This is a genomic window from Terribacillus sp. FSL K6-0262 (assembly GCF_037977385.1).
Classification (GTDB): Bacteria; Bacillota; Bacilli; order Bacillales; family Amphibacillaceae; genus Terribacillus.
This window is the reverse complement of record NZ_CP150277.1, coordinates 2,169,399-2,195,508: the sequence shown is the minus strand read 5'-3', so window position 1 is coordinate 2,195,508 and position 26,110 is coordinate 2,169,399. Positions and strand designations below refer to the sequence as shown.

The 26,110-nt window shown below is 48.2% G+C and carries 25 protein-coding genes and 1 riboswitch; of the genes, 8 read left to right on the top strand and 17 right to left on the bottom strand.

The genetic code is table 11. The annotated features are described in order from the left end of the window. Window positions 1-72: 72 nt before the first annotated feature. A riboswitch (SAM riboswitch) is annotated at window positions 73-184 on the bottom strand. Between the two features lie 47 nt (window positions 185-231). Continuing rightward, window positions 232-1,239, bottom strand: coding sequence for an LLM class flavin-dependent oxidoreductase (locus tag MHI54_RS11305; protein WP_095214290.1), 1,008 nt, complete (start codon window positions 1,237-1,239; stop codon window positions 232-234). A 104-nt stretch (window positions 1,240-1,343) separates the two neighbouring features. Here MHI54_RS11305 and MHI54_RS11300 point away from each other — a divergent pair, with 104 nt between their 5' ends. Together MHI54_RS11300 and MHI54_RS11295 are read left to right on the top strand one after the other, a co-directional pair. Further along, entirely contained in the window at window positions 1,344-2,204 is an 861-nt protein-coding gene (locus tag MHI54_RS11300; RefSeq protein WP_095214291.1) for an NAD(P)-dependent oxidoreductase, read from the top strand. Window positions 2,205-2,507: 303 nt separating this feature from the next. Further along, entirely contained in the window at window positions 2,508-3,941 is a 1,434-nt protein-coding gene (locus MHI54_RS11295; RefSeq protein WP_095214292.1) for an anion permease, read from the top strand. 33 nt (window positions 3,942-3,974) lie between these two features. On the opposite strand, the gene helD is transcribed toward MHI54_RS11295, so the two are convergent. Beyond that, the gene (gene helD, locus MHI54_RS11290; RefSeq protein WP_095214293.1) at window positions 3,975-6,287 is read right to left on the bottom strand and encodes an RNA polymerase recycling motor HelD; all 2,313 of its coding nucleotides are present in this window, start codon (window positions 6,285-6,287) and stop codon (window positions 3,975-3,977) included. Window positions 6,288-6,526: 239 nt separating this feature from the next. On the opposite strand from helD, the gene MHI54_RS11285 reads away from it, so the two are divergent. Next, a complete protein-coding gene (locus MHI54_RS11285) occupies window positions 6,527-7,750 on the top strand; it encodes an MFS transporter (protein WP_095214294.1) in 1,224 nt (407 codons plus the stop codon). A gap of 33 nt (window positions 7,751-7,783) precedes the next feature. Here MHI54_RS11285 and MHI54_RS11280 read toward each other — a convergent pair whose 3' ends face one another. From MHI54_RS11280 to MHI54_RS11270, 3 genes are all read right to left on the bottom strand, one after another. Then, window positions 7,784-8,170, bottom strand: coding sequence for a RidA family protein (locus MHI54_RS11280; RefSeq protein ID WP_095214295.1), 387 nt, complete (start codon window positions 8,168-8,170; stop codon window positions 7,784-7,786). A gap of 15 nt (window positions 8,171-8,185) precedes the next feature. After that, entirely contained in the window at window positions 8,186-9,049 is an 864-nt protein-coding gene (locus MHI54_RS11275) for a DUF1002 domain-containing protein (RefSeq protein ID WP_340082945.1), read from the bottom strand. A 207-nt stretch (window positions 9,050-9,256) separates the two neighbouring features. Beyond that, window positions 9,257-9,694 carry a DUF2188 domain-containing protein gene (locus MHI54_RS11270; RefSeq protein WP_095214297.1) on the bottom strand — a complete coding sequence of 146 codons (438 nt, stop codon included), beginning with the start codon at window positions 9,692-9,694 and terminating at the stop codon, window positions 9,257-9,259. Window positions 9,695-9,831: 137 nt separating this feature from the next. Between MHI54_RS11270 and MHI54_RS11265 the strand changes: the two genes are divergently transcribed. Further along, window positions 9,832-10,839: an NADP-dependent oxidoreductase gene (locus MHI54_RS11265; RefSeq protein ID WP_095214298.1), complete on the top strand. Its 1,008-nt coding sequence runs from the start codon at window positions 9,832-9,834 to the stop codon at window positions 10,837-10,839. Window positions 10,840-10,880: 41 nt separating this feature from the next. Here MHI54_RS11265 and MHI54_RS11260 read toward each other — a convergent pair whose 3' ends face one another. The 8 genes from MHI54_RS11260 to argC all read right to left on the bottom strand — a co-directional run bounded on the left by MHI54_RS11260 (window position 10,881) and on the right by argC (window position 18,243). After that, the gene (locus tag MHI54_RS11260; RefSeq protein ID WP_095214299.1) at window positions 10,881-11,267 is read right to left on the bottom strand and encodes a VOC family protein; all 387 of its coding nucleotides are present in this window, start codon (window positions 11,265-11,267) and stop codon (window positions 10,881-10,883) included. A 254-nt stretch (window positions 11,268-11,521) separates the two neighbouring features. Beyond that, window positions 11,522-12,019 carry a preQ(1) synthase gene (gene queF, locus MHI54_RS11255; RefSeq protein WP_095214300.1) on the bottom strand — a complete coding sequence of 166 codons (498 nt, stop codon included), beginning with the start codon at window positions 12,017-12,019 and terminating at the stop codon, window positions 11,522-11,524. 39 nt (window positions 12,020-12,058) lie between these two features. Further along, a complete protein-coding gene (rbsK, locus tag MHI54_RS11250; RefSeq protein WP_095214301.1) occupies window positions 12,059-12,943 on the bottom strand; it encodes a ribokinase in 885 nt (294 codons plus the stop codon). Window positions 12,944-12,957: 14 nt separating this feature from the next. Further along, window positions 12,958-13,857, bottom strand: coding sequence for a formyltetrahydrofolate deformylase (purU, locus tag MHI54_RS11245; RefSeq protein ID WP_095214302.1), 900 nt, complete (start codon window positions 13,855-13,857; stop codon window positions 12,958-12,960). A 125-nt stretch (window positions 13,858-13,982) separates the two neighbouring features. Beyond that, on the bottom strand, window positions 13,983-15,161 hold the full coding sequence (locus MHI54_RS11240; protein ID WP_095214303.1) for an acetylornithine transaminase: 1,179 nt from the start codon (window positions 15,159-15,161) through the stop codon (window positions 13,983-13,985). Then, entirely contained in the window at window positions 15,154-15,954 is an 801-nt protein-coding gene (gene argB / locus MHI54_RS11235; protein WP_095214304.1) for an acetylglutamate kinase, read from the bottom strand. The genes MHI54_RS11240 and argB overlap by 8 nt, the downstream gene beginning before the upstream one ends. Before the next feature lie 13 nt (window positions 15,955-15,967). Next, the gene (argJ, locus tag MHI54_RS11230) at window positions 15,968-17,191 is read right to left on the bottom strand and encodes a bifunctional glutamate N-acetyltransferase/amino-acid acetyltransferase ArgJ (RefSeq protein ID WP_095214305.1); all 1,224 of its coding nucleotides are present in this window, start codon (window positions 17,189-17,191) and stop codon (window positions 15,968-15,970) included. Window positions 17,192-17,205: 14 nt separating this feature from the next. Next, window positions 17,206-18,243, bottom strand: coding sequence for an N-acetyl-gamma-glutamyl-phosphate reductase (gene argC, locus MHI54_RS11225; protein WP_095214306.1), 1,038 nt, complete (start codon window positions 18,241-18,243; stop codon window positions 17,206-17,208). Between the two features lie 344 nt (window positions 18,244-18,587). On the opposite strand from argC, the gene MHI54_RS11220 reads away from it, so the two are divergent. Next, complete coding sequence (locus MHI54_RS11220) at window positions 18,588-18,842, top strand: HPr family phosphocarrier protein (protein ID WP_038563758.1); 255 nt, start codon at window positions 18,588-18,590, stop codon at window positions 18,840-18,842. Between the two features lie 44 nt (window positions 18,843-18,886). Here MHI54_RS11220 and MHI54_RS11215 read toward each other — a convergent pair whose 3' ends face one another. Beyond that, window positions 18,887-19,831: a fumarylacetoacetate hydrolase family protein gene (locus MHI54_RS11215; RefSeq protein WP_095214307.1), complete on the bottom strand. Its 945-nt coding sequence runs from the start codon at window positions 19,829-19,831 to the stop codon at window positions 18,887-18,889. Window positions 19,832-19,928: 97 nt separating this feature from the next. On the opposite strand from MHI54_RS11215, the gene MHI54_RS11210 reads away from it, so the two are divergent. Together MHI54_RS11210 and MHI54_RS11205 are read left to right on the top strand one after the other, a co-directional pair. Further along, the gene (locus MHI54_RS11210; protein WP_095214308.1) at window positions 19,929-20,861 is read left to right on the top strand and encodes a nucleoside hydrolase; all 933 of its coding nucleotides are present in this window, start codon (window positions 19,929-19,931) and stop codon (window positions 20,859-20,861) included. Window positions 20,862-20,952: 91 nt separating this feature from the next. Beyond that, a complete protein-coding gene (locus MHI54_RS11205) occupies window positions 20,953-21,777 on the top strand; it encodes a histidinol-phosphatase HisJ family protein (RefSeq protein WP_340081488.1) in 825 nt (274 codons plus the stop codon). Here MHI54_RS11205 and MHI54_RS11200 read toward each other — a convergent pair. The 3 genes from MHI54_RS11200 to motA form a co-directional block, all read right to left on the bottom strand. Beyond that, window positions 21,769-22,575, bottom strand: coding sequence for a hypothetical protein (locus tag MHI54_RS11200; RefSeq protein ID WP_340081486.1), 807 nt, complete (start codon window positions 22,573-22,575; stop codon window positions 21,769-21,771). The two genes, MHI54_RS11205 and MHI54_RS11200, sit on opposite strands and share 9 nt — an antisense overlap. A gap of 133 nt (window positions 22,576-22,708) precedes the next feature. After that, complete coding sequence (gene motB / locus MHI54_RS11195; protein ID WP_095214311.1) at window positions 22,709-23,512, bottom strand: flagellar motor protein MotB; 804 nt, start codon at window positions 23,510-23,512, stop codon at window positions 22,709-22,711. Then, window positions 23,509-24,300: a flagellar motor stator protein MotA gene (gene motA, locus MHI54_RS11190; RefSeq protein WP_095214312.1), complete on the bottom strand. Its 792-nt coding sequence runs from the start codon at window positions 24,298-24,300 to the stop codon at window positions 23,509-23,511. The genes motB and motA overlap by 4 nt, the downstream gene beginning before the upstream one ends. A 317-nt stretch (window positions 24,301-24,617) precedes the next feature. On the opposite strand from motA, the gene MHI54_RS11185 reads away from it, so the two are divergent. Next, window positions 24,618-26,105 carry a PTS mannitol transporter subunit IICB gene (locus MHI54_RS11185; protein WP_340081484.1) on the top strand — a complete coding sequence of 496 codons (1,488 nt, stop codon included), beginning with the start codon at window positions 24,618-24,620 and terminating at the stop codon, window positions 26,103-26,105. Window positions 26,106-26,110 lie beyond the last annotated feature (5 nt).

The window sequence follows — 26,110 nt, the reverse complement described above, 5'->3', positions numbered from 1 at the left end:
TACCGAACGACACATCAAATCTACTAAAAAAGCTTCTTCGATGAGAAGAAGCCATTGTTTGCAGCCGTCGTCATCTTATCACGCAGCTTTTGCTGCAGGTCGTAGCACCTTCCTGCAGGACTGCCCTCCTGCAGTGGGTTGCCGGGCTTCATCGGGCCTTTCCCTCCGCCACTCGTTATAAGACTTCTTATGAATTATCACTCTTACTATACCAGAATAGCGGTGTCCGATTCAAACAGAATAACTGCGGCGCCGATGGGCCTCCATCAACAGGCGGAACCCATTTTGTCTTGCTTTCTCTTCATAAACGGGGCTGGTCAGCATGAACTCGACCTCCGCTCCGTAATAGTTCTCCAGCTCATCCAATTGCTGAAGTACTTCATCAGGTGTCCCGATCACCATGGTCGGGCGGTTGTCTTCCAGGCGCTCCTTTTCATAAGGAGACAGCTTATAGGCTGACGCTGTATCCGGGCGGAGCATCCCTTTCACTGGTCTTCCCTGCTCCTGCAAAAGCGAGGCAACCTCATGACTTTTGGCCAAGGCTTCTGCAGCTTCCGTCGTTTCTGCACAGAAAAGGAAGAGACTGACCATCATTTGCGGCTCCTGTTCATTCTTCCGGAAGGATTTTCGATATACATCCAGCACCGCTGCATCCTTTTCCCCACGGATGAATTGCGCATAGGCGAATCCGATTCCATGATACGCAGCAAGCCCTGCACTTCCGGCACTGCCGCCGAGCAGCCATACAGATGGGGCGGTGCCGATTTCAGGCATCGCCCGCAAGTCGCCGAACCGATGCTTGTCTTCTTTTCTTATATCCAGGTAATGAAGCAGGTCCCGTATCTGCTGATCATACCAATCCTCCGGCACAGATTTATGCTCCTGCAATGCTCTTTTCGCAGCCGGCATACCACCAGGCGCCCTTCCGATGCCAAGATCGATTCTTCCTGGATGGAGCGCTTCAAGCAATCTTGCATTTTCTGCCACTTTATACGCACTATAATGAGGCAGCATGACACCGCCTGAACCGATACGGATGCGGCTCGTCCGTGCAGCCAGATGACCCATCATAAGCTCTGGACTGCTATGCGCCAGGCTGCCGCTGTGATGCTCGGAAACCCAGAATCGTGTATAGCCAAGCTGATCCGCCAGCTCAGCCAGCCGCACCGTTTCCTCCAGTGCTTCTGCCGCACTGCCATCTTCTTTGATCCGGGATTGATCCAATATACTAAGCTTCATTTTCTTCACTCCTTCTTTGTATCATATCCTGTGCGAAAGACTTTTAAAAACAATCCGTTTTTCTGTATGCTAGAAAAGACTCCAATATAAAGGATGGTGCTTATATGATCGGATTTATCGGACTAGGAATAATGGGAGAAAACATGGCTGCCAATCTGCTGGAAAAGGGAGAGCGATTAGTCGTTTTCAACCGTACAAAAGAGAAAGCACACGCGTTGATGGACAAAGGTGCTGTCTGGGCTGACTCGCCTCGTGAAGTCGGGGAGCAAGCTGATATCGTATTTACGATGCTGACAGATCCAGGAGCAGTCCAAGCTGTCATCTTTGGTGAAGACGGACTTTTCAGCGGCATGAAAAAGAATGGCTTATGGGTCGATGCGAGCACTGTCAAGCCCGCTTTCACGAAGGAGATGGCAAAAGCAGCTCGAGCTCATGATATCCGCTTTGTCGATGCACCCGTTTCCGGATCCAAGGCACCGGCTCAGCAAGGAAAGCTGCACTTCCTTGTCGGCGGTGATGAAAAGGATGTAAAAGAAATCACCCCACTGCTTGAGAAAATGGGACAAAGCATCCAATACATGGGTGGAAATGGCAATGGTTCAGCTACCAAATTGGCAGTCAATATGCTGCTCGTCCAATCCTTGACCGGTTTATCTGAAGCTGTCAGCTTCGGTGAAGCAGTCGGTCTGGATCGGGAGCATTTGATGGATGTCCTGCTTGCCTTGCCAGTGACGAGTGATATCCAAGCCGGTAAGCGGGATACGATTCTCAATCAAGATTTCGACCCCCAATTCCCTTTGGAACATGCATACAAGGACTTACAGCAGATTTCAGAAACAGCCTATGAAGCAGGTGCTCCCCTCCCGATGACCAACAGCGTCAAGGAACTGTACGCATTGGCGAAAAAGAACGGCTATGGCAAGCAAGATGTCGCCGCCGTTTATGCACTTTTGGCAAGGGATTGACCCAAAAATGACACGGAATCCGAATTTTTTCGGATTCTTTTTTTATTCTCATTTATTTTTTTTAATTAACATTGGCATATTAACAAGGTGCAGGATACGAAGCGGGAGGTTACTTAATCTGTGTGAACCATTTTTTCGCTTATTTCCATTACATTATAATCATTTTAATCTGAATGATTTATTAAATTTTTTAAATCAGATAAAATGTAATTTTGCTTATACTGAATACTTTCATATCAATATTTTTGTGCTAATATAATTATTGTTTTCTTAATTTAATAACTTTCTAAAGGGGTCTTCATCATGGCTGATTCATCAAGCAAATCAAAACGGGAAGTCAAATGGATTCCACTTCTGATCACCATATTGATCGGCGTAATCCTTTGGTTCATCCCTTCACCAGATGGTGTAAAAGCCGAAGCATGGCATCTGTTCGCCATCTTCGTCGCGACGATCATCGGTTTGATCATTAAACCAATGCCGATGGGAAGCGTCGCCATCCTATCTTTGACAGCGATTGTGCTGACAAAAACACTTGGTCTGGAGGAAGCACTGAGCGGATTCCAGAACAGCACGATCTGGCTCATCGTCATTGCCTTCTTCATTTCCAGAGGCTTTATCAAAACAGGACTCGGATCAAGGATTGCTTATTTATTCGTCCGCCTGTTTGGTAAAAAGACATTGGGCTTGTCTTATTCCTTGATCGGAAGTGATTTGATCCTGTCACCGGCTATGCCGTCCAATACAGCACGTGCCGGCGGTATCATCTTCCCGATCATCCAGTCATTGTCCAATTCCTATGGATCCAGGAGCGGAGATGGCACGGAGCGGAAAATCGGTTCCTTCCTGACTTTCACGTCCTATCAAGGAAACGGCATCACTTCCGCCATGTTCCTGACAGCAATGGCAGCAAACCCATTGGCAGCCAGCGCTGCGGAAAGCGTCACTGGTCAATCGATCTCATGGGGAAGCTGGATCCTTGCTTCCATCGTCCCTGGTATCATCAGTTTGATCGTCATTCCATTCGTCATCTTCAAGCTGTATCCTCCTGAAATCAAGGAGACACCGAAGGCGACTGAAATGGCAACCGTGAAACTGCAGAGCATGGGCAAGCTGAAGCGTTCCGAATGGTATATGATCGCTGTTTTCCTATTGCTGCTTGTATTATGGATTTTCGGCGAAAACTTCGGTATCGGTTCTACGACTGCCGCTTTCATCGGTCTTGTCGTGCTATTGCTTACGGAAGTATTGACTTGGTCCGATATCAAGCAGGAACAAGGTGCATGGGATACACTCGTTTGGTTCGCCGTGCTTGTCATGATGGCGAATTACCTGAATGAACTTGGTCTTGTACCTTGGTTCAGCGATATCATGAGTGATGTCGTAAGCACACTATCCTGGCCGGTTGCATTGCTGATTTTGGCTGTCGTGTATTTCTACTCCCATTACTTCTTTGCGAGTAACACAGCCCACGTCAGCGCGATGTATGCCGCCTTCCTTTCCGTCGTTGTGGCAGCTGGCGCGCCGCCATTATTATCAGCGTTATTGCTGGCTTTCTTCAGCAACTTGTTCGGCTGTCTGACACACTATGGCAGCGGCCCTGCCCCGGTATTCTTCGGCGCAGGCTTCGTTTCCCAGCAAAAATGGTGGGGGCTTGGTTTCCTCATCTCCATCATCCACCTTATCGTCTGGATCGGAATTGGCGGACTGTGGTGGAAACTGATCGGTCTATGGTAAAAAAAACAGGAATCCTTCACGGATTCCTGTTTTTTATTTGACTGCATACGTTTCGGCAGCTGCCGCTTTGATAAATGGACTCAAGTTCCTGACAGTATACATATGCAATTCATGCATCGCTCTTGTACATGCTGTGTAAAGCAAGGTACGCTCCGATTCATGGCCGTACGACTCATCCGAGACATCATACAATAGGACAGCATCGAATTCGATACCCTTGGCCAGATATGCCGGGATCACCGATAAACCTTTTTTGTATTGGGAAGTCGTTTCGGTAATCAGATCTGCTTCCATTTCTTCCTTGATCCAATCATGCGCTTCTTTGCTCTCCTTGCTGGTCTTGCCAATCACTGCAATCGTTTCGTAACCAGCTTCCTGCAAAGATCGGATCTTCTCCAGAATCAGCCGGCGCCTTTCCTGCTCGTCAGCTGCTTTTATCACTGTCGGCAAATCACCATCGCGGTTGAAAGGCTGTATATCCTTGGCGTTATCCAAGAGCTCCTTCGTGAAGTCGACTATCTGCCTTGTCGAACGATAGCTGCGCCACAGCTCGATTCGATGACTGTCGGCTGTATTGCCAGAGAGCACATTCTCCCCTGTCAAAGCATGCGCCTGAATCGCCTGATTGATATCACCAAGCAATGTCATCCTCGCATTCGGGAAAGCCTGCTGCAAATAGGCGAACTGGAACGCCGAATAATCCTGCGCTTCATCGATGAGCACATAACGGATGGACTTATCCGAGCGATCCCCCAGCACCTTATCACGGAAATATACGAATGGCGTCACATCTTCCCAGCTCATATATTTCCGCATGAGATTCTGCTTCGTCGTTTCATATAGCTCTGGCCACGAAGCTGGCATTTCCGGCCGTCTTTCGGCTGCCAGCATACGCAAGTATGACTTTTTGACATTGATGAAGGCATGCTTACGGACTTTCTTGATCAAGGGACGAAGCTTCCGTTCGACAACCCATTTCCGGAGAATTTCTTCTTCCTGTTTGTTCTCCTCAAAATCGTCCGTTTCTGAGCGTTCTTTCTTCTGGAGCTCGGCAAATGCTTCGACATAGTCCTCTTTTTCCATCAGCTCGACTTCTTCCCGAACCCAATCCTTCCGTGTTTCCCATTCACCCCACAGCTGGAGTTTTTCGACGATCCAAGCCGCAGTCAGCTCGGCCCGGTTGGAAATCGGCAAAGTATTGGACAGGCTGTAAAAATAAGACTGGATTTCCTGCTTGCTCACGATGCGCTGCTTACGGAAGCTGACATCCTTGAAAATGAGGCCGGCACGCTTGAATTCGTCCAGCTTGTCATCGATGTAATGCTTGAAATCCAAGCTTGCTTTATACTGGATACCAGCAAGCCTCCGCTCCTTTTCCTCCCCGGAAGCAAGCAGCATATATTCCATTTGTTCAAATGGCGTCTCGATCGTCTCCCTGCCCTCCAGCTGGGCATCCATATGGGCATAGAAAGTAGCCTGCTTCATATTATCTTCCCCAAGCTCCGGCAAGACATTGGATACATAGCTGTTGAACAGCGGGTTCGGGGACAGCAGCACGATATTCTCAGCCGAGATGCGATCGCGATAGTGATACAGCAAGTATGCCACCCGCTGCAGCGCCGCCGATGTTTTGCCGCTCCCCGCTGCACCTTGTACAATCAAATTAGCGGCAGATTCGTTACGGATGATTTGATTCTGCTCTTTCTGGATGGTCGCAACGATGCTTTTCATCTCGGTACTCGCATTCCCGCCAAGTACATACTGCAGGAGACTGTCACCGATCGTCACCCCTGTATCAAACAAAGCAACCAGCTTCCCATTACGGATGATGAACTGGCGTTTCAGCGTCATTTCCCCTTGTATCCTGCCTTCGATCGTTTCGTAGGAAGCCTCTCCAGGTGAAAAATCATAATACATGCTGGAGATCGGCGCCCGCCAATCATAGATGAGGAAATCCTCTTCCTTCTCATCCATCAGACTCGCCAGCCCGACATAGATTTCCTCCTCATGATCAGCACCCGTTTCCCGGAAATCGATACGGCCGAAATAAGGGTTGCGCTGCAAGCGGTCCAATGTTTTCACTTCATTATGGATCTGCTGATGGGTCCGCTCCCGTTCACCAAGAAGCTCAGCCTGCTGCTTCAGGCTGGCCTGCGTTTCATTCACATCATCCGGCTCATCCAGGTTGACAGTTACATCCTCCCAGAAATTCTTGCGCAAATCGATCACTTTCTCCCGGAGCCCTTGAATCATTCCTGCGGTTTTTTCCCGTTTCTTTTCGATCGTTTCCTGGACCCGGGCCACGCGGGCTTGTTCGTCCTTTAAATCCTTCTCCTCTTCAGTCATACCGGCGTCCCTCCAAAACATTTGACATTTATATTGAAATAAAGTATAATTTTATATGGTTTGCTAAATTATGTTATATTAGCAGAACATCCTCTATTTTATCATGTTCATTGTTCCCCTGCAATTTTTCTCTATCCTTCCTGCCATTTACAAGCCACCCCTTTGCATATCCCTTCCATTCGTGTGTATAATTAGTTAGGGAAACGAAATATTAATGCGAAAGAAGTGTTTTTCACATAATGACGGACGAACAGCTCGCAAAACGCAACCTGTTTATCATGTGGTTCGCCAATTTCTTCATCTCGGCGAGCTTGAGTATGATCATGCCATTCCTCTCCTTATATATTTCATCATTCGGTACATTATCCGATCGGGAGGTCCAAAGCTGGTCAGGCATCATTTTCGGGGTGACTTTTGTTACCGCATTCATATGCTCGCCATTCTGGGGGAAAATCGGCGACCGATACGGACGGAAGCTTATTTTGATCATATCTTCCTTCGGCATGGGGGTTTCCATTCTCCTGCTCGGATTCACCGAAAATGTGTGGCAGTTATTCATGCTCCGTGTATTCATGGGAATCTTCACCGGATTCATCGGAATATCCCAAGCGTTCATTTCGACACAGACTCCCAGTCACATTGCCGGACGCGTGCTCGGCACCTTACAGACCGGCAGCATCACTGGTATGCTCTTCGGTCCGATGATCGGCGGCATCCTGGCCGACAGCATCGGCTTTCATGGAACATTCCTGCTTGTATCGATAAGCGTCTTCATCTCTGCCGTACTCGTCACGTTCGGAACGAAGGAATACCCAGTGAAGGTTCAAAAAGGGGAGAAATCACATTATACTTCCAAGGAAGTGCTCACACATATCCTGAAGGATCCGATTTTACTAGTCGTACTCCTTTTAAGCTCATTGATCCAGATTGCCAATTTCAGCGTCCAGCCAATCCTATCTTTATATGTCCGGGAACTGCATGGGCCTGAGAATCTAGCATTCTACTCCGGTATTGCCTTTTCGGCAGCCGGACTGGGAAATCTGCTCATGACAAGGACTTGGGGAAAGCTTGGCGACCGCATCGGATATGTCAAGATCCTGATAGGACTCATCATTGCCGCAGGTATCGTTTATATACCCGGTGCAATGGTCGGCTCGGTCTGGGAACTAGCAATCATCCGCCTGCTTCTGGGCATGGCCATCGGCGGTATCATCCCGCTGCGAGTCGCTTACATCCGGCATGCCGCTCCGCTTACCATGCAAGGAGAAGTACTCGGATATAATAACAGCCTTCGGTTCCTCGGGAACTTCATCGGTCCGATATTGGGCGGTATGATGGCTGGTTATTTCGGCTTCTCGGCCGTTTTCTATATGACAAGCGCCCTGCTTATCATTTGCGGTATCACATTGCTTACTGCTCATATTAAAAATGGCCGCTCACGGGCGGAGACTTCTTCCATTTAAAAAGGATTGCCGAACATCGGCAATCCTTTTTTTTTACATATTGAAGCTGCGGACAGCAATCGCTTCGATCTCCACTTTCGCCCCTTTTGGCAGTTTGGAAACCTCCACGGTCGCACGTGCCGGATATGGCTCGGACAAATGGCGTCCATACACTTCATTCACGGCTGCAAAATCATCCAACGAGGTAAGGAATATCGTTGTCTTGACAACTTGATCGAATGACAAATTCGCTTCCTCCAAAATAGCAGACAGATTCTTCATCACTTGATCCGTCTGTTCCTCGATACTGTCTGCCATCTCCCCTGTAGCCGGATCCAGCGGGATCTGCCCTGAAATATAAACTGTCCCGGCTGTTTCCACTGCCTGGGAATATGGACCGATCGCTTGTGGTGCTTTGTCGGTTTGAATGATATTACGCATACGTATCTCCCCTATTTAAAATAGATTTTTGAAGAAGTCACCAATCGACTTGAAGAAATCCTTCACACTTTGCCAGAAGCCTTCATTTCCAGCTACTTCATCTATCTTGTCCTGGATCGTCGCGGCAATATCATCCAGCTGTGATTTCACACCTTCGAAATCGATATCCAGCTGGCGCATCTTATCGAAAAGATCGATAAGCAGCTGACGATCTTCATCGCTTAAGCTGATTTCCAGCTTGCTCAGCTGGTCGGAAACGATCTGCTCGACATCTTCGCGCGTGGCAGGGTTCTGCTCCGCAATTTCCTGTTTGATATCCGTTAAAAGCTGCGTGACTTTCTCGTTATCCAGCCCTTCCTTCTGCGCCAAATCCGTCGCCAGATCGAGCTCATCATTGGCAACTTCCGTCCGTTCCGGATCCAGGTTGCCATCTGCTGTATCATAGGCTTTATAAATACCGGTCAAAGCGGAATGACCGCTGACTTTCACCGGGGAAGCGACTTCCACTGTAGCATCCTCGATACCAGCAGTAAGCAATGCGTTCTTATACATATCGACTGTCACCTGCGTGATATTGTCAGGCGTGACAATCTGGACATCCAGTCCGTGGCCTTCATCTTCCCTTGTGATCATTGCCGAGGAATACATCCTGGAATTGGCATCCCCATCTATGTACTTCACGATATCCTCGGCAGTAACCGGAATTTCCTCTACATTATCTGTATTTGTAACACCAAGGTCTTCCCTGACCTGTTCTTTTTGTGCTTCTGATAACGAATCTCCAACTACGACAATCGGCAAGCCGAATTTCTCATTGATACTATCCGTGTTCTTTCCTGTATTTGCGGATACAACATCGGAAAAGGCAAAGCTGAGCATCAGGACCAATGCTGCACATGCCATCATGCTTTTGGTTAACCTTCTCATGGAATGATCCACCTTTTCTTCAAAATGGTCTTGCTTTCCTCATTATAAGCTTTTATGGAAATAAATAAAGTCTTAACTTGTCCTGCGTCCCTGGTCGTATATCCCCAAAAAGCACAGACAAGCAAAAAGGCCGCATCCTTGACCGATGCAGCCCTTTCATTAAGCACGTTTCTGAACAGAACCATCCTTCTTGTGGATGATCGTCTCTGTTCCTTTATTTTTTGCAATCTCCTTGGCCCGCTTCACAGCGTCCTGTTTTTTATCAAATACCTGGGACGGCCGTTTCGAGCCCTTGGCTTGAACTGCCCAGCCATCATCATGAGGCACGACCTCCTCCGCATTGTCTATCAAATCCGGATTACTGCCAGATCCATCAGAATCACGTTCTGTCGGATCATCATTTTCCATGAAGTCCCTCACTTCGCTTTCGGAGGCATTCTCATGCCACTCTTTCGCCTGACTGGTCGCAATCGGAATGGCCCTGCTTTCATCATAGCCTTCATCCACCATCGCATTGGCAATCTCAATAACTTTCTTTTTGACTGGTTTGTCCAAATTTTTCAGCGAAGCAGGATAGTCGTCCATCGTCCATGGCATGCTAAAAACTCCTTTGCGATTGTTTATATAGTCCCTATTCCCCTCCCTGTGACCATGAAACGCGAAAAGCAAATGAGTTGTGTAAGTTCCTGCCGCCGTCTTACAATTATCGTATTATCAAAAGGAGATGATGCCCCATGGCGAAAAATGAAGAAATCCAATTGGCAGAACGTCCGGAAGGCATGCCGACGAAAGATACTTTTCGTTTTGTCGAAACAGAAATCCCAGCACTCGAGGAAGGACAAGTGCTCATCAAAAGCATCTATATCAGTGTCGATCCATATATGCGCGGCCGGATGAATGATACGAAATCCTACGTGCCTCCGTATGAGCTGGATGCACCGATTGCTGGCGGTATTGTCGGTCAAGTTACCGAATCCACATCGGATAAGTTCCAAAAAGGCGATTTTGTACTCGGCAATTTGCCTTGGGCCCGTTATAACGCAGCGGATCCGAATAACCTGCAAAAGGTCGATCCCGATCTCGGCCCAATCTCTACGGCATTAGGTGTACTGGGCATGCCGGGTCTCACTGCGTACTTCGGTTTGATGGATATCGGCGAACCAAAAGCCGGTGAAACGGTCGTCGTTTCCGGAGCAGCTGGCGCAGTCGGATCCACCGTCGTCCAGATTGCCAAAATCATCGGTGCCCGCGTCGTCGGCATCGCCGGATCCCCCAAAAAACTCGACTATGTCAAACATACACTTGGCGCCGATGAAGTCATCAATTATAAAGAAGACGATGTAGCGAAAGCTCTTGAGAAAGCCTGCCCTGACGGCGTGGATGTCTATTTCGACAACGTCGGCGGCCCAGTGTCAGACGCAGTCTATCCATTGCTTAATGCACATGCCCGCATTCCGCTTTGCGGCAGCATTTCTTCTTACAACAAAAAAGAAGATCAAGGACCACGCGTCCACGGCTACCTCGTCAAATCGAAAGCCAAAATGCAAGGCTTCATCGTCGGCGACTATGGCGATCGCTTCGCCGAAGGAAAGAAACAGCTGTCCGAATGGTTCAAGCAGGACAAGCTTACATTCGAAGAAAATGTCGTGGAAGGCTTTGAGAATGTGCCCGATGCTTTCCTTGGATTGTTCAAGGGAGAGAATTTAGGGAAACAATTAGTGAAAGTGGCAGAAGAGGAATGATGCAAAAGCCTGACAGCTTGTACACTGTCAGGCTTTTTTCTTTAATCGTTCTCTACTATTTGGATAAGGTTGCCGCATGTATCGTCAAAGACAGCCAATGTGACTTGTCCCATTTTGGTTGGTTCTATTGTAAACTTCACACCTTGGTCCAATAACCGTCTATACTCTGATTCAATATCTGAAACACCAAACATAGTTACTGGGATGCCTTGCATAAACAACTTTTCTTGATACTCCTTGGCTATCGGATTATTATTCGGTTCCAATAAAAGTTCAGTACCTTCTTGCTCATCAGGAGAAACTAGAGTTATCCATCTGAATTCTCCAGCTGGCTCGTCATGCTTTTTTACAAACCCGAGTGTTCCCGTATAAAATTCCAATGCTTTGTCTTGATCTTCTACAAATATACTCGTAACAATGATTTTCAAATTGTTTTGCCTCCTTTGTATTGACACCTTGCTAACATGCTGAGATCCGTCGGTAATACCATTCATTCTATCTTCACTCTGATGATTCTAATCACTATAAATTATACCACCCGAACAATATACTCCTTCACCATTTCCACTAATTCCATTAATAGCATGCACTAAAAAAGGCACCCCACTTCAGGGATGCCTTTTCCTAAACTCTTTTAATCATAATGATTTATTCTTCCTATGATTATACAATTTATCACTGCTTATCTATTATCCACTTTCTCCGGATACATATCATGATTCATCATGCGATGATCTGCCATCTGCTCATACTTCGTGCCTGGGCGGCCGTAGTTGACGTATGGATCGATGCTTATTCCACCGCGTGGTGTGAACTTGCCCCATACTTCGATGTAGCGCGGGTTCATCAGTTCCTTCAGGTCGTTCAGGATGATGTTCATGCAGTCTTCGTGGAAATCACCATGGTTGCGGAAGCTGAATAGGTACAGCTTCAGCGATTTGCTTTCCACCATCTTCTCATCCGGGATGTAGCTGATGTACACCGTACCGAAGTCCGGCTGATTCGTGATCGGGCATAGTGTCGTGAATTCCGGGCAATTGAATTTCACGAAGTAATCACGGTACGTGTGTTTATTATCAAAGGTTTCGAGAACCTCAGGTTTGTAATCGAAATCGTAGACATTGTTTTTGTTGCCAAGCAATGTTATGTCTTCCATTTCTTCTGGCTTTCTTCCTGCCATTTGTATTCCTCCTTGCTGCTTTTTAACAAGCGCTCCTTATTATAAAGGATTTTGTCCATTTTGTCTCATGAAGCTGATGACTTCATCATTTGTCGGCATGCCGGCTTGTGCACCTGGGAAGCCTATCTGCAAGGCTGCTGCTGCGTTGGCATAGCGGCAAGCTTCATCCAGCGGACTGCCGCTTGCCAGCTTAAGTGCAAGTGCAGCGTTGAATGTGTCTCCGGCTCCGGTCGTGTCAACTGGCTCGACGGAAAAAGCCGGTACACGCCCGCCGCTATACACAATGCCCTCTTCCCCTTTTGTGATGACAAGCTTATCGGTATATTCCTTTAATGCCTTTTGTATATCGTCAAAAAGAATGGCAGCCTCTGATTCATTCGGCGTGATGTACGCTGCCTGATCGATGACCTCGCGGGAAAGCAGCTGTGCTGGTGCAGGATTCAGTATGTATGGTACATCCGCCTCCTGACAGCATTTGGCTGCAGCTGCCACTGACTCGAGCGGAATCTCCAATTGAATCAGGACCATGTCGCTTTCTGCGATGACACTCCGTTTCGTTCCGATATAATCCGGTGTGAGCTGAAAATTGGCTCCCGGGATGACAGTGATGCTGTTATCTCCATCCACCACCTGGATGACGGCAACACCCGAAGAAGTGCCCGCTCTGCCAATATGCTCCGTCCGGACCCCTTCCCGGCGGAGAACCTGCGTGAGCTCATCCCCGAAAGGATCCCGACCGACCATACCGATCATGGCGACATCCGCCCCTAGCCTGGCGGCAGCGACAGCTTGATTGGCACCTTTACCGCCAGGGAAAGTTTCAAAGCGCTCCCCCAGTATTGTTTCACCAGCTGCAGGACGTTTAGCTGAGGTGGCAGTCAAATCCATATTCAGACTGCCGATTACCGTTATCTTCGGTACCATGCCCAGTCCTCCTTTTAAAATACGATCGTTTTATTGCCGAATACAATCACGCGATCATCCACATGCCATTTGATTGCACGCATGAGTACACTGCGTTCGACAAGACGTCCGACACGCTTCAGATCTTCCGCTTTATCCTTATGATTGACCCGATGGATATCCTGCTCGATGATCGGACCTTCATCCAGATCCGATGTCACGTAATGGCTTGTTGCCCCGATCAGCTTCACCCCCCGTTCAAAGGCACGCTCATATGGTTTGGCGCCGATGAAGGCTGGAAGGAAGCTATGATGGATATTGATGATTTTATTTTTATAATTCTCCAGGAATGCAGGTGTCAGGATCTGCATATACCTCGCGAGAATGACGGTGTCGATATCATATTGCGCCAACAGCTCAAGCTGCTGACGCTCTGCTTGCTGACGGATATCCTTATTGGCAGGGATATGGTGGAAGGGGATATCATGGGCTTCCGCCAGTTCACGCGCATCCTCATGATTGCTGACGATCACTGCAAGGTCGGCCATGAGGTTGCCGCTTTGATACTCCCAAAGAATCTCCTGCAGGCAATGCAATTCCTTCGATACGAACAGAGCCAGTTTTTTCAGGTCGCGTACACGCACAAGCTGCCACTCCATCCGGAAATGCTCCGCTATCTGCCGGAAGCCTTGCTCCAGCATCTGCTGCGTATCGCCGTCCTGTCGGCATTCGAATTCAATCCGAAGGAAGAACTCCCCTCCATCCGGATCGGTTGTATATTGATTGGATTCCATGATATTTGCTTGCTGTTTATAAAGGAACTCGGAAACTGCTGCGACAATTCCCGGCTGATCAGGACAGGAAATGACGATCCGATATCTGTTTTCATTCTGCTGCTGGAAAGCTTTGATTTTTTCTAGATAATGTGCGGACATGGCTAACCTCCTAATATTCTTCTATCTTAACGATTGTAACTTATTTCGACAACAGAAAATCATGACAAAAAAATACGATCCCAACTAGTCTGGAATCGTATGTATTGTATGGGGGATGCGTCTCTTTATACATCTGCGATCTGCTTCAAGGCCTCGATACAGAAATCCACTTCCGCCCTGGTTGTATTAAGCGGCGGCAGGATCCGCAGCACCTGCTCACCAGCTACCAGAACAAGCAACCCGAGCTCCCGGGCCTGATGCACAAGCTCGATCGCTTTCCCTGTCGTACCAAGGCCAAGCAGCAAGCCCTTCCCGCGCACATCCGTGAACGCACCGGACTCGGCAGCGATCGTTTCCAGCTTACCCCGGAAGTAATCCGCGGTCTCTTGCACTTCCCTCAAAAATGCAGGATTTGTGATCACTTCCAAGGTGGCCTTCCCAGCTGCAGCCGCCACAGGATTACCTCCGAAAGTGCTGCCGTGGCTGCCGGCTTCAAATGCTTGCGCCGCTTTCCCCGAAGCAAGCATAGCTCCGATCGGGATGCCCGAAGCCAGCCCTTTCGCGGTAGTCAGCACATCCGGCTCCACCTCATATTGCTCATAGGCATAAAGCGTACCAGTACGCCCGACGCCAGTTTGCACTTCATCCAGCATGAACAGGACATCGTTTTCCTTACAAATCCGTTCCACTTCCTTCACCCATGCAGGATCGGCAGGGATCACACCGCCTTCCCCTTGGACGAGCTCCAATAAAACGCCGCATGTATCAGGTCCGATCAGCTCATCCAGGGCTTCTACATCATTATAAGGAAGATATCGGAAGCCCTGTGCCAGCGGGGCGAAGTTTTTTTGGATCTTTTCCTGCCCCGTTGCTGCCAGTGTCGCGAGCGTCCGGCCGTGGAATGATCGGCTGAACGTGACGACCTCGAAAGCCTTGGTTCCCTTTACCTTCTGGGCATAGCTGCGTGCCAGCTTGATTGCTGCTTCATTCGCCTCTGCACCACTATTGCCAAAAAAAACTTGATCGGCAAATGTACAGCTCGCCAGCTGTTCTGCCAGCTGTTCCTGAATCGGGATATGATAAAGGTTGGAACAATGCCAAAGGGTATCCAGCTGCTCCTTGACAGCTTCTTTGACGGCTGCCGGGGCATGCCCTAAATTGCAAGTAGCGATTCCGGCAGTGTAATCAAGATATCGTTTGCCTTTATCATCCCAGACATAGCTCCCTGCCCCTTTTGTAATGGAAATCGGAAACCTGCTGTAAGTCGGCATGACAGATGAAATAGCTGTATTCGTTTCAGACATGATGGGCCTCCCCTGATAATGTGATGGTTGTTCCTGCGACTTTACCTTCCACCAGCTGCAACAAACTGTCTGCTGCAAGGCCATTGACGATGGTGACTTTCCCAGCCCCATGCACCAAAGCTTCCAATGCTGCACGCACCTTCGGGATCATACCGTCTTTGATGAGTCCATCATCGATCATCTGCTTCAATTCCCTGTCCGTTACATCGGTGAGCATTTGCTTCTTTCCTTGCTCCTGGCGATAAATTCCCGGAATGTCGCTTATGAAGCATAGCTCTGCATGCAGTGCCCGCGCGATGGCTGATGCCGCAAGGTCGGCGTTGATGTTGAAGCGGGAATTGCCTTCCCCTCCAGCCAGCGGTGAGATGACCGGAATATTACCCTGGGAAACAATCTGTTCGATCAAAGCCGTATTCACTTCTGTCACGGTGCCGACAAGGCCGAGCTTATCCGCATTCGCAACAGGTTCTGCATACAGCAGCTTGCCGTCCAGCCCGCTTACGCCATAGGCATCGGTCCTGGCCATCAGCTTTCGTACCAGATACTTGTTCACCGCCCCGCTCAGTGCCATCTCGACCACATCAAGCACCTCTTCGGTCGTCACCCGCAAACCGTCGACGAATTCCGTCTTTACCCCTGTCTGCTGCAGCAGGTCATTGATCAGCTTCCCTCCTCCATGCACAATGACAGGCTTCCAATCACCCTGCTTTTGAATAGCCGCGATATTATCATAGAAATTATCAGGCAGCTGATCGATGATGCTGCCGCCGCATTTTATAACCAGGAATTTCATCCAGCCTCCCCCTTTACGTCCGATAGGAAGCATTGATTTTGACATAATCGTATGACAAATCACAGCCCCAGGCAGTCGCTTCCCCATCTCCATCCTGCAGATCGATCGTGATCAGGACCGTTTCCTGTTTCAAGTGTTTGCTAGCTTCTGCTTCATCGAACACCACGGGACTGCCGTTCTGGACGACCACGCTATCTCCAAGCCAAACCGAGATCTTATCAGGGGAGAAGGAGGCACCGCTGTATCCTGCTGCCGTAATGATACGGCCCCAATTCGGATCAGCTCCATATACTGCTGCTTTCACCAGGCTGGAGGCGACGACTGCCTTGCCTATCTTTCTCGCCTCTGCTTCGGATTTGGCATTCTGTACACGAACCTCGACGAGCTTCGTGGCTCCTTCTCCATCACGAGCGATTTTCTTTGCTAATTCTTGCGAGACATATTGGAAGGCCGCGGAAAATTTCTCCCATTCTGGATGTGACGGGGTCAGCTCTTTATTGCCTGCTTTTCCGTTTGCCAGTGCAAGCACCATATCGTTCGTGCTCGTATCTCCATCAACCGTGATCATATTATAGGATCCATCCGTCGTTTTTTTCAGCAGCTGTTCCAGCGTATCACTTGGAATAGCGGCATCCGTCGTCACGAACGCCAGCATCGTCGCCATATTTGGATGAATCATGCCTGATCCTTTGGCAGCCCCGCCGATGGTGATCGGCATGCCATCTATTTCCACGCTGACAGCAATCTGCTTTGTGCATGTATCCGTCGTCAGGATGGCTGTGGCGAATTCATCTGCCTTGCCGGCCCCTTTTATCGCATGGATACCCGACATCACTTTATCCATCGGCAGCTGGACACCAATCAACCCAGTCGATGCTACCGCCGCATGCTGGGTTTGAATCCCGAGCTTCTCAGCAAAAGCTTTACGCATCGCATAAGCATTCGCCAAGCCTTCTTCTCCTGTACAAGCATTGGCAATCCCGCTATTGACCACAATCCCCTGCAGTTTGCCCTCGAAACCGATGCTTTCCTCCGTCACAAGAAGCGGAGCTGCCCGAAAAGCATTCAACGTATATACTCCCGCAGCAGCTGCTGGAGATTCCGAAGAGACCCACCCCAGATCCAGTTTGTTATGCTTGCGGATGCCGATGGCGACACCACCTGCCTGGAAGCCAGCCGGGCTTGTGATCGTTCCGTTTTCTATAACTGTGTAGTCCGCCTGTTCTGTCTTTATCATTTGATCCCTCTCCTTTATGGATAAACCGGCAGCATCCGTAGACCTGTTGTCTGCTCCCAGCCCTGCATGATATTCATGTTCTGGATGGCCTGACCTGCCGCTCCTTTTACCAGATTGTCGATGACTGAAACGATAGTCAGCCTATTTGTCCGTTTATCCAAGTGCAACCCGATATCACAGAAATTACTTGTTGCCACTTCCTTAGTCGCCGGCCATGTGCCCTGAGGCCTGATTCGGACAAATGGGTGAGCTTCATAATAAATTTCATATGATTCCAATAATTCTTCCTCTGATGATTCCGTTTGCAGATCGGCATAAATGGTTGCCATGATTCCGCGGGTCATCGGCACCAGCTGTGTGGAAAAACTGACAGGCTGCTGCGAACCACCCGCTTCTGCCAACAGCTGTTCGATTTCAGGGATATGCTTATGCTCGCCTAGCTTATAAGCTTTCATATTTTCATTGATTTCACTATAGTGCGCGATGGCATTCGGGGACTTTCCCGCTCCGGATAGACCTGACTTGGCATCGATGATGATAGATGCCGGATCGATCAGGCCATTATGTACAGCCGGCAACAAACCAAGCAAGGACGCAGTCGGATAACAGCCAGGATTGGCTACAAAGTCCGCTTCCGCTATCTCTTTTTCATTCCATTCAGGCAATCCGTAAACGGCCTTTTCCAATAGTGCCAGTGAAGCTGGCTTCACTTTATACCACTGTTCGTAAACTGCAGGGTCCTTCAACCGGAAATCCCCCGCCAAATCCACACAGCGGATACCCGCCTCGACCAGCTGCGGGAGCAACTCTCTGCTCACCCCTGGCGGAGCCGCAAAGAATGCAAAGTCCACTTGCTCTTTCAGGGCTGCAACATCAAATGCCTCCATTTTCCCTTTTATGAAACCGTCCGTGTGCGGATACAATTCCGTCAATGATTTACCCGCACTGGAATGGGAGATGATTGCCTTCACTTCTGCATATGGATGTATATGTAAAAGCCGAAGCAATTCCACCGCTCCATAACCTGTACCGCCAATTATTGCGACTTTCACGAATGTAACCTCCTGTGAACAAGTATGAATTAGTTAGTAATTATACTTTAGTGTGCATTTTTATTCAATGGGTAAGATGAAAATTTAACCTGTGCACCCTTCCTGCAATCCTTCCAGACTTCAAATGATGTTCTCATAGCCATCTGGTAGTTTCCATCAGAGGAAAAGATATTTCAGTTTTGATGGAAAGGGCAGTTTCTCCTTAAAATCATTGCACTTGCCATGCAATATGTTATACTGCTACCAAGCAATATTGTAAGCGTTATCATATATAACGCTTGCACTTTTCTGCTGCTGCTGTAAAATTTGGTATGGCAAATTGCTAGATAAAGGAGAATGGGCCTATGCGATCGAAAAAAACACTCATCCATGCTGCAGTAGATATCAATCAGACTGCGAATCAGTTTAAATCAAGCATTGTACTAGTGATGGATAATAAAGTGGTAGATGCCAAAAGTATGCTGGGGCTGTCCAATAGTGTACTGACGTCAGATTTCTTCCGCTTGGAGATATATGGTGAAGACGCCGAGGAGGCAAAAAAGGCGATGCGGGATGTATTTTTAAGTAACGGTCTGCCTGTGGAAATCAGTAATAAATAATACCGAAAAAAGACAGCTCCCGCATGCAGGGCTGTCTTTTTTCATTAAGGCCGGGAAGGCTTCGGAATGATGGTATTCCGCAGCTGACCAATTCCCTCGATTTCGATTTCGACAACGTCTCCCTCTTTTAAGAATTGCGGAGGGTCCATGGCGAATCCGACACCATTCGGCGTTCCTGTCATGATTACATCCCCAGGCTCCAATGTCATGATGCCCGAGATAAAGGACACTAAGTGCGGAACCGGGAAGATGAGGTGCTTCGTATTGGAATCCTGTCGTTTTTCCCCATTGACGAATGTCCGTATCGAGAGGCTGGATACATCCTCTATTTCATCGGCAGTGACTAGATGCGGACCCATCGGCGCACTGCGATCCAGTGTTTTCCCTTGCAGGAATTGCGGAGTGCGCCGCTGCAGGTCCCGGGCCGATACATCATTGGCAACCGTATATCCCGCTATGTAGTCCAGCGCCTCGCTTTCCGGTACTTCTTGCGCCCTTCTTCCGATGATGACAGCAAGCTCCCCTTCATAGTCAAGCTTTTCAGTCAGCTTCGAATGATATACACCTTGTTCATGTGCACAGACGGCATTGGAGAACTTTCCGAAAAGTACCGGATATTCCGGCAGCTCACGCCCCATTTCCTCGATATGATCCCGATAATTCAAACCGACACAGACAATCTTGCCAGGCTTGGGTACAGGAGGTCCGAGCTTGACTTCTTCCGCTCTGTACTGCACTTCCTCCAGTCCTTCCGCCAATGCAAATGCTTCTGCCCGAAAAGCACGTTTCATTGCATGGGGACCCATGCTGTAGAAAGCGTTCGGATCGGCAGGAAGCAGACTCTCGACCGTCATCGCCAAATCCGCCTCCTGCTCTGCCAGGAGATACTGACGGTATGCTTCTTGTAAATCGATGATACGTCCTTCTGCCCTGCTGCCGATCCGATACGGATTAAGATCTTTGCCAACTTTATAAGCTACCAGCCTCATCCAAATCCTCTCCTTTTTTCGAATACTCAAAATTGAATCTCTCTTTCTATGATATAGTAAGAAAGTCAGACAGCATAGAAGAAAGGGAGTCATACTAATGAAAAACGTTTATTTGAATCACGATGGCGGAGTAGACGATCTGATTTCACTATATCTTTTATTGAAAATGGAGAATGTGCGCCTCATCGGCTGTTCTGTCATTCCGGCAGACTGCTATTTGGAGCCTGCTCTGTCGGCGAGCCGAAAAATCAATGATCGCTTTGGCAGTGCCGAAACACTTGAGATTGCGGCATCTACTTCACGAGGCAAAAACCCATTTCCGAAAGATTGGCGCATGCACGCCTTTTTTGTCGATGCCCTGCCGATTCTCAACGAGCATCTGCCAGTTCGTACAAAGGTTGCCGAGAAACCAGCCCATCTGGATATGATAGATAAATTGAAAGCCCAGGAAGAGAAAACAACCCTTATCTTCATCGGACCGCTTACTGACTTGGCTCGTGCTTTGGAAATCGATCCCTCCATCGTGCAGCATATCGAGAAGCTTGTATGGATGGGCGGCACATTGCTTCCGACAGGAAACGTCGAAGAGCCAGAGCATGATGGAACAGCAGAATGGAATGCTTTTTGGGATCCGGAAGCGATGGACATCGTTTGGAAAAGTGACATACTAATTGACATGGTAGCGCTGGAAAGCACCAATCAAGTACCGTTGACTGTGGATATCCGGGAAGAATGGGCACGCAACCGCAAGCATGAAGGTGTGGATTTCGTCGGTCAAAGCTATGCTGCCGTACCGCCGCTCGTACACTTTGAGACAAATTCGACGTATTATTTATGGGATGTGCTTACGACAGCTTCTGTAGGCAACAGTTCATTGGTGCAGAAAAAGGCTGTCCGAGTAAGCGTCGAGGCTAACGGCCCTTCGCAGGGACGTACATATGAAGATAAAAACGGGAAGGAAATCCAATTGGTGCATGATGTGGATCATGATGCTTTCTTCTCTTATATCCTCTCCTTGATGAAAGCATAATCGAGCCTTGTTTCATATAATTGGTATCGCATATATACAATAAATTTGTTATACTATTCCGTGGTTGTTATCCACATGTGGATAACCTAATATGTTCGAAACGGAAAGAAGGCAGATTAGAGATATGTATATGGATTACCATCATCACACGAATAACTCAATCGATTCCAAAGCTGTCATGCAGGATGTGTGCGAACAGGCGATCAGCAAGGGAATCAAAGAAATTTGTTTCACCGAGCATTTTTCCGTAAATCCGGATGCACCGACCTACGGGCATATGGATTTCGCTAAATATCAGCAGGATATCAGGGATTCCCAGGAATCCTACGGTGATCAATTGACCATCAAGATGGGGATTGAATTATGCGAGCCGCATTTGATGATGGATGTATACGAGAAAGAGCTTAGCCCCATTCCATTTGATTTCATCATGGGGTCTGTGCATAATATCAACAACCAAAAACTGAGGCTGCATTTGCGTGCGAATCGGGATACCTTCTATGATGACTACTTCGCGGAAATGTACAAGCTTGTTTCTGATGCGGATATCGACGTACTCGCACATATCGATTTGATGAAGCGGTATGCTGTCCAGGAAGGGCATGAGGTTTATGTATTTGAGCAGTATAAGGACCAGATTGCCGCTATATTGGAAAAAGCGATACAGCGCGGTATCGGTATCGAAATCAACACATCGGGCCTCCGGAGTACCCTTGGAGAAGCTCTTCCGACACCGCAAATTGTATCGCTTTACCGTGATTTAGGCGGACAGATCCTGACACTTGGCTCCGATTCCCATAAGGCCGAGACAGTCGGCGCCGGTATAAAAGAGGCACAGCAAATAGCGAAGCAATGCGGTTTCACCCATATATATCAGTTTGATAAACGCGAGCCAAAAGCTGTATCTCTAGGCTAATATTTTCTTTTCATTACGCAATTTTTGTTTGATGAATGCCTTGAATTGCTCATCCTGGCCATCCGGCAGCAATGCCGCATGGCCAGGATTTTGCATGTACGCCTCTTCATCGCTCCATAGCTCCCTTTTCAGGACCCGCAGCCTTACATAATAAAACATCAGTTTGAGATCAAGCCACATCTCTTCTTTGAAGAATTCAAATACTTCTGCCTGGCTTGCTGTCGTCTCCTCTTTCTTCTGCGCAATCGCATACTGCGCCTGTACGACTTTGTTTAGATGCTGTTCCATCAATTCTTGTTCTGCCGTCGTGAATGTACCCTTGCCGATCGTCTCATCCAGCAGTTTTTCCGCTTCGGCTGTATGCTTCAATATGGTCTGCTGTTCCTGCCGAATCGTATCCAGAAGCTCAAAGAATCTGGCAAATGCTTGCTGAATGATATCCGTTGCCAGATGCATGACGTTCTTTTCAACAGCCTCCAGCAGCTGACGAAAAGAGTGATAGCGATTATCCGTCAATTTGACGCCATTATCGGAAGTCAGTCTCCGTATCATCTGGACGCTGGTCATATACCGATAATAACGGGCTGCCAGTTCTTCCACTTCGTCCTGTGCAGGTATCCTGCCGTCCTCTGCTACAAGCAAATGCTCGTTGCTTGGCATGAACGTGAAATAATAATGGATTGGTATCTGGCTGTCCTTGCAGACTGCAGGACAAACGTCAATCCGTTCATCGTCCTGTTGGCGGCTGCGCTCGGATGCAGCAGCCACCGGCTCTGGTAGCGTTTCTTTTGTAATCATGCTTTTTCCTCCGTTCTTTCCTGCTTATAGCTAGTATTTCACAAATTCCCCTAACTCAATCCTACCTTATTTCCCTATTCTTTTGTAAGCAGTTTCATTTCATCCATAAAAAACGACAGCCCTATACGGGCTGTCATTCGGTTTTAGCAGTTCTCGGCAGAATCAAGACTTCGACTCGGCGGTTCTTCTCCCTGCCTTCTGCTGTATCATTCGATGCTATCGGCTTGTACTCTCCGTACCCTTTGGCGCTGAACCAGCGCGGATCAAGCTTATCATTCTCCAATACCAGCTTCATGAAGTTGACAGACCTCATCACGCTGAGCTCCCAGTTGGAGTTATACGATGACGTGCTGATCGGTACGTTATCGGTATGTCCGCTGATGATCACTTCCCGGGGCGGATCCATGACAAGTAAGTCGGAAATCTCTTTTGCAATCTCCTCATCCTTGACACTGACCTCGCTGCTTCCGGAGTTGAACAGGACATTATCATTGATCGTCAGCAGCAAGCCCTCGTCCGTCAAATCGGTCGAGAACTTATCACTAAGATCCTTATCCTCGATATAGGTCTCGATTTTCTTCTGGATTTTCTTCAGTTCTTCCCTCTCCGCTGCTTCCAAGTCAGCTTCGCTATCCTTCTCTTTTTCTGTATCCTCCGCAGCTTCTTTCTTTTCTTCCTCATCATTTTGATCGCTCACAGCAGAGCTCGTTTCATTTTCCGGTGTCATGTTCGTATTGGAATCCAATAACCCTTCACCGCCATGAACGATACTGCTGAAAGTATCAGAAATCTGATTGAACTTCTGCGCATCAATCGAGCTGCTTGCAAAAAGGACGATGAACAGCGCCAGCAGCAGGGTCAGAAGATCGGCATACGGAAGCAGCCAGGATTCATCCACATGTTCTTCATGCTTTTTGCGCTTGCGCTTACGGCTCATACTGCCACTTCCTCTTCGGCTTCGGCGAATTCAGCTTTTTCCTTGCCAGGCAAGTACGCCAGAAGTTTTTGTTCCAGCATGCGCGGCGTCTCCCCTTCCAATATGGAGAGGATACCTTCTATCATCAGCAGCTTATGCTGCACTTCCTGCTGGGTCTTGCGCTTCAGTTTGTTGGCGATCGGGTGGCAGATGACATATCCGGTGAAAATCCCCATCAGGGTCGCAACAAAAGCAGCGGCAATTGCATGACTCAGCTTATCGATATCCGAAATATCCCCAAGGGCCGCAATAAGACCGATAACGGCTCCCAAAACCCCCAGTGAAGGTGCATAGGTACCGGCCTGTGTGAAGATAGCAGCACCAATTGCATGCCGCTCCTCCAGCGCATCGACTTCTTCATTCAGCACATTGCGGATATATTCCGGTGATTCTCCATCGACAGCCATGCTCAGTCCATTACGCAAAAAGTCATCTTCTACATCACGAGCGCTATTCTCCAGTGCCAGCAGTCCTTCCTTCCGACTGATCTGCGACCATTCCGAGAACATACGTACAAGCTCTTTTGTGTCGAACTCCTGCTTATTCTTAAAAACTACGCCCAGCAGTTTCGGGAATCGTTTCAATTCATTTCCCGGAAATGCCAAAGTAACCGAGGCCGCTGTACCGACTATGATGATCAGTATGGCCGCAGGATTGATAAGAGCGGTTGGACTTACGCCTTTCAATACCATACCGACTCCGACAGCAACTAAGCCCAATATGACACCAATGATTGATGATTTATCCATATTTCCATTCTCCTAAAAATTTTTGATTACTCTTAATATCGGATACATTCATAAAATCTGTATGTTTTTTCATAAACTTTACGTTTCTTTTCCAGCCTAAGAGGAAATCAGTAACAAAAGTGTCATATTTAGATTCATCCGTATATACTCTACAGCTTTACCTAAGGCTATCTTGAGAGTGAATGGACACGATTGGCAGGAAGACAAGTGACAAAGGTAGTGTTTGTTTGTATTGTGTAATCGATTACATAGCGAGTAAGATAAAAACAAGCACTATATAATTCATCATTTGTCCACATATAAAAGGGGGAAAAAGCATGGCACAGGAAAAAACCAGTGTCCGCGCTCGAGTTCAAAAGTTCGGTTCTTATTTGAGCAGCATGGTCATGCCGAACATCGGCGCATTTATCGCATGGGGTCTTATTACCGCATTATTCATACCAGATGGGTATTTCCCGAATGAAACGATTGCAGCAATCGTAGATCCTTCGATCACGTATTTGCTCCCGCTGCTGATCGGTTTTACCGGCGGTCGTCTCGTCCATGATATTCGAGGCGGTGTCGTCGGGGCCATCGTCACAATGGGGGCGATTGTCGGCTCGCCGGATACACCGATGTTCCTGGGAGCGATGGCAATGGGGCCGCTTGGCGGATATACCATCAAGCTATTTGACCAGTATATCGGTTCCAAAGTGCGCTCCGGCTTTGAAATGCTGGTCAACAACTTCTCTGCAGGTATCATCGGCGGCGCTTTGGCAATCGGCGCTATCTACTTTGTAGGTCCGCTGCTTGAAGGATTGACAAATATATTGGCAGCCGGCGTTGACTGGCTTGTAGGACTGGGTCTCCTCCCGCTTGTCAACATATTGATCGAACCAGCAAAAGTATTGTTCCTTAACAATGCAATCAACCATAGTATTTTCACACCGCTTGGCCTGGAGCAATCGGCAGAAGTCGGCAAATCCATTCTTTTCCTATTGGAAGCCAACCCAGGCCCAGGATTGGGTATCCTGCTTGCATTCATCATTTTTGGAAAAGGAAGCGCAAGAGCATCAGCACCAGGTGCAGCTATCATCCATTTCTTCGGGGGGATCCATGAGATCTACTTCCCGTATATCCTGATGAAACCATTCCTGATTGTAGCGGCAATCGGCGGCGGTGTAACCGGAACGCTTATATTCTCCCTGATGGATGTCGGCCTTCGCGCCGCGGCTTCACCAGGCAGTATCATCGCCATCTTCCTGATGGGCAACCCAAGCGACTATCTCGGCCTGGCACTTGGTATTCTTGGTGCGGCTGCCGTATCATTCGCTATCTCTGCAGTCATCATGAAGAGCAGCAAAGCTACCGAAACAAATATCGAAGAAGCAACTGCAAAATCTAAAGAAATGAAAGGAACAAAACCTGCAGCCGCAGTCGGCATCAACCAAACTGGCGGTGCAGCGGATGAAGCTGCTGAAACATTGGATACAGCTGTACAGCACAAAGAGCAGGACGACGGTGCATTTGATTACAGTAATGTAAACAAAATCACGTTTGCCTGTGATGCCGGAATGGGATCCAGTGCAATGGGTGCATCCCTTCTGCGGAAGAAGATGAAGGATGCCGGATTGACTGAAATAACAGTCGATAATGCAGCCATTTCCAATATCCAGGATGATGCCGATATCGTCATCACGCAGAAGAATCTGACAGACCGCGCACGCAATAAACGACCGGATGCTGAGCATATCTCAGTGGAAAACTTCTTGAACAGTCCAAAATATGCAGAACTGATCGAGAACCTCAAAAAGCATCAAGCATAAGTAAG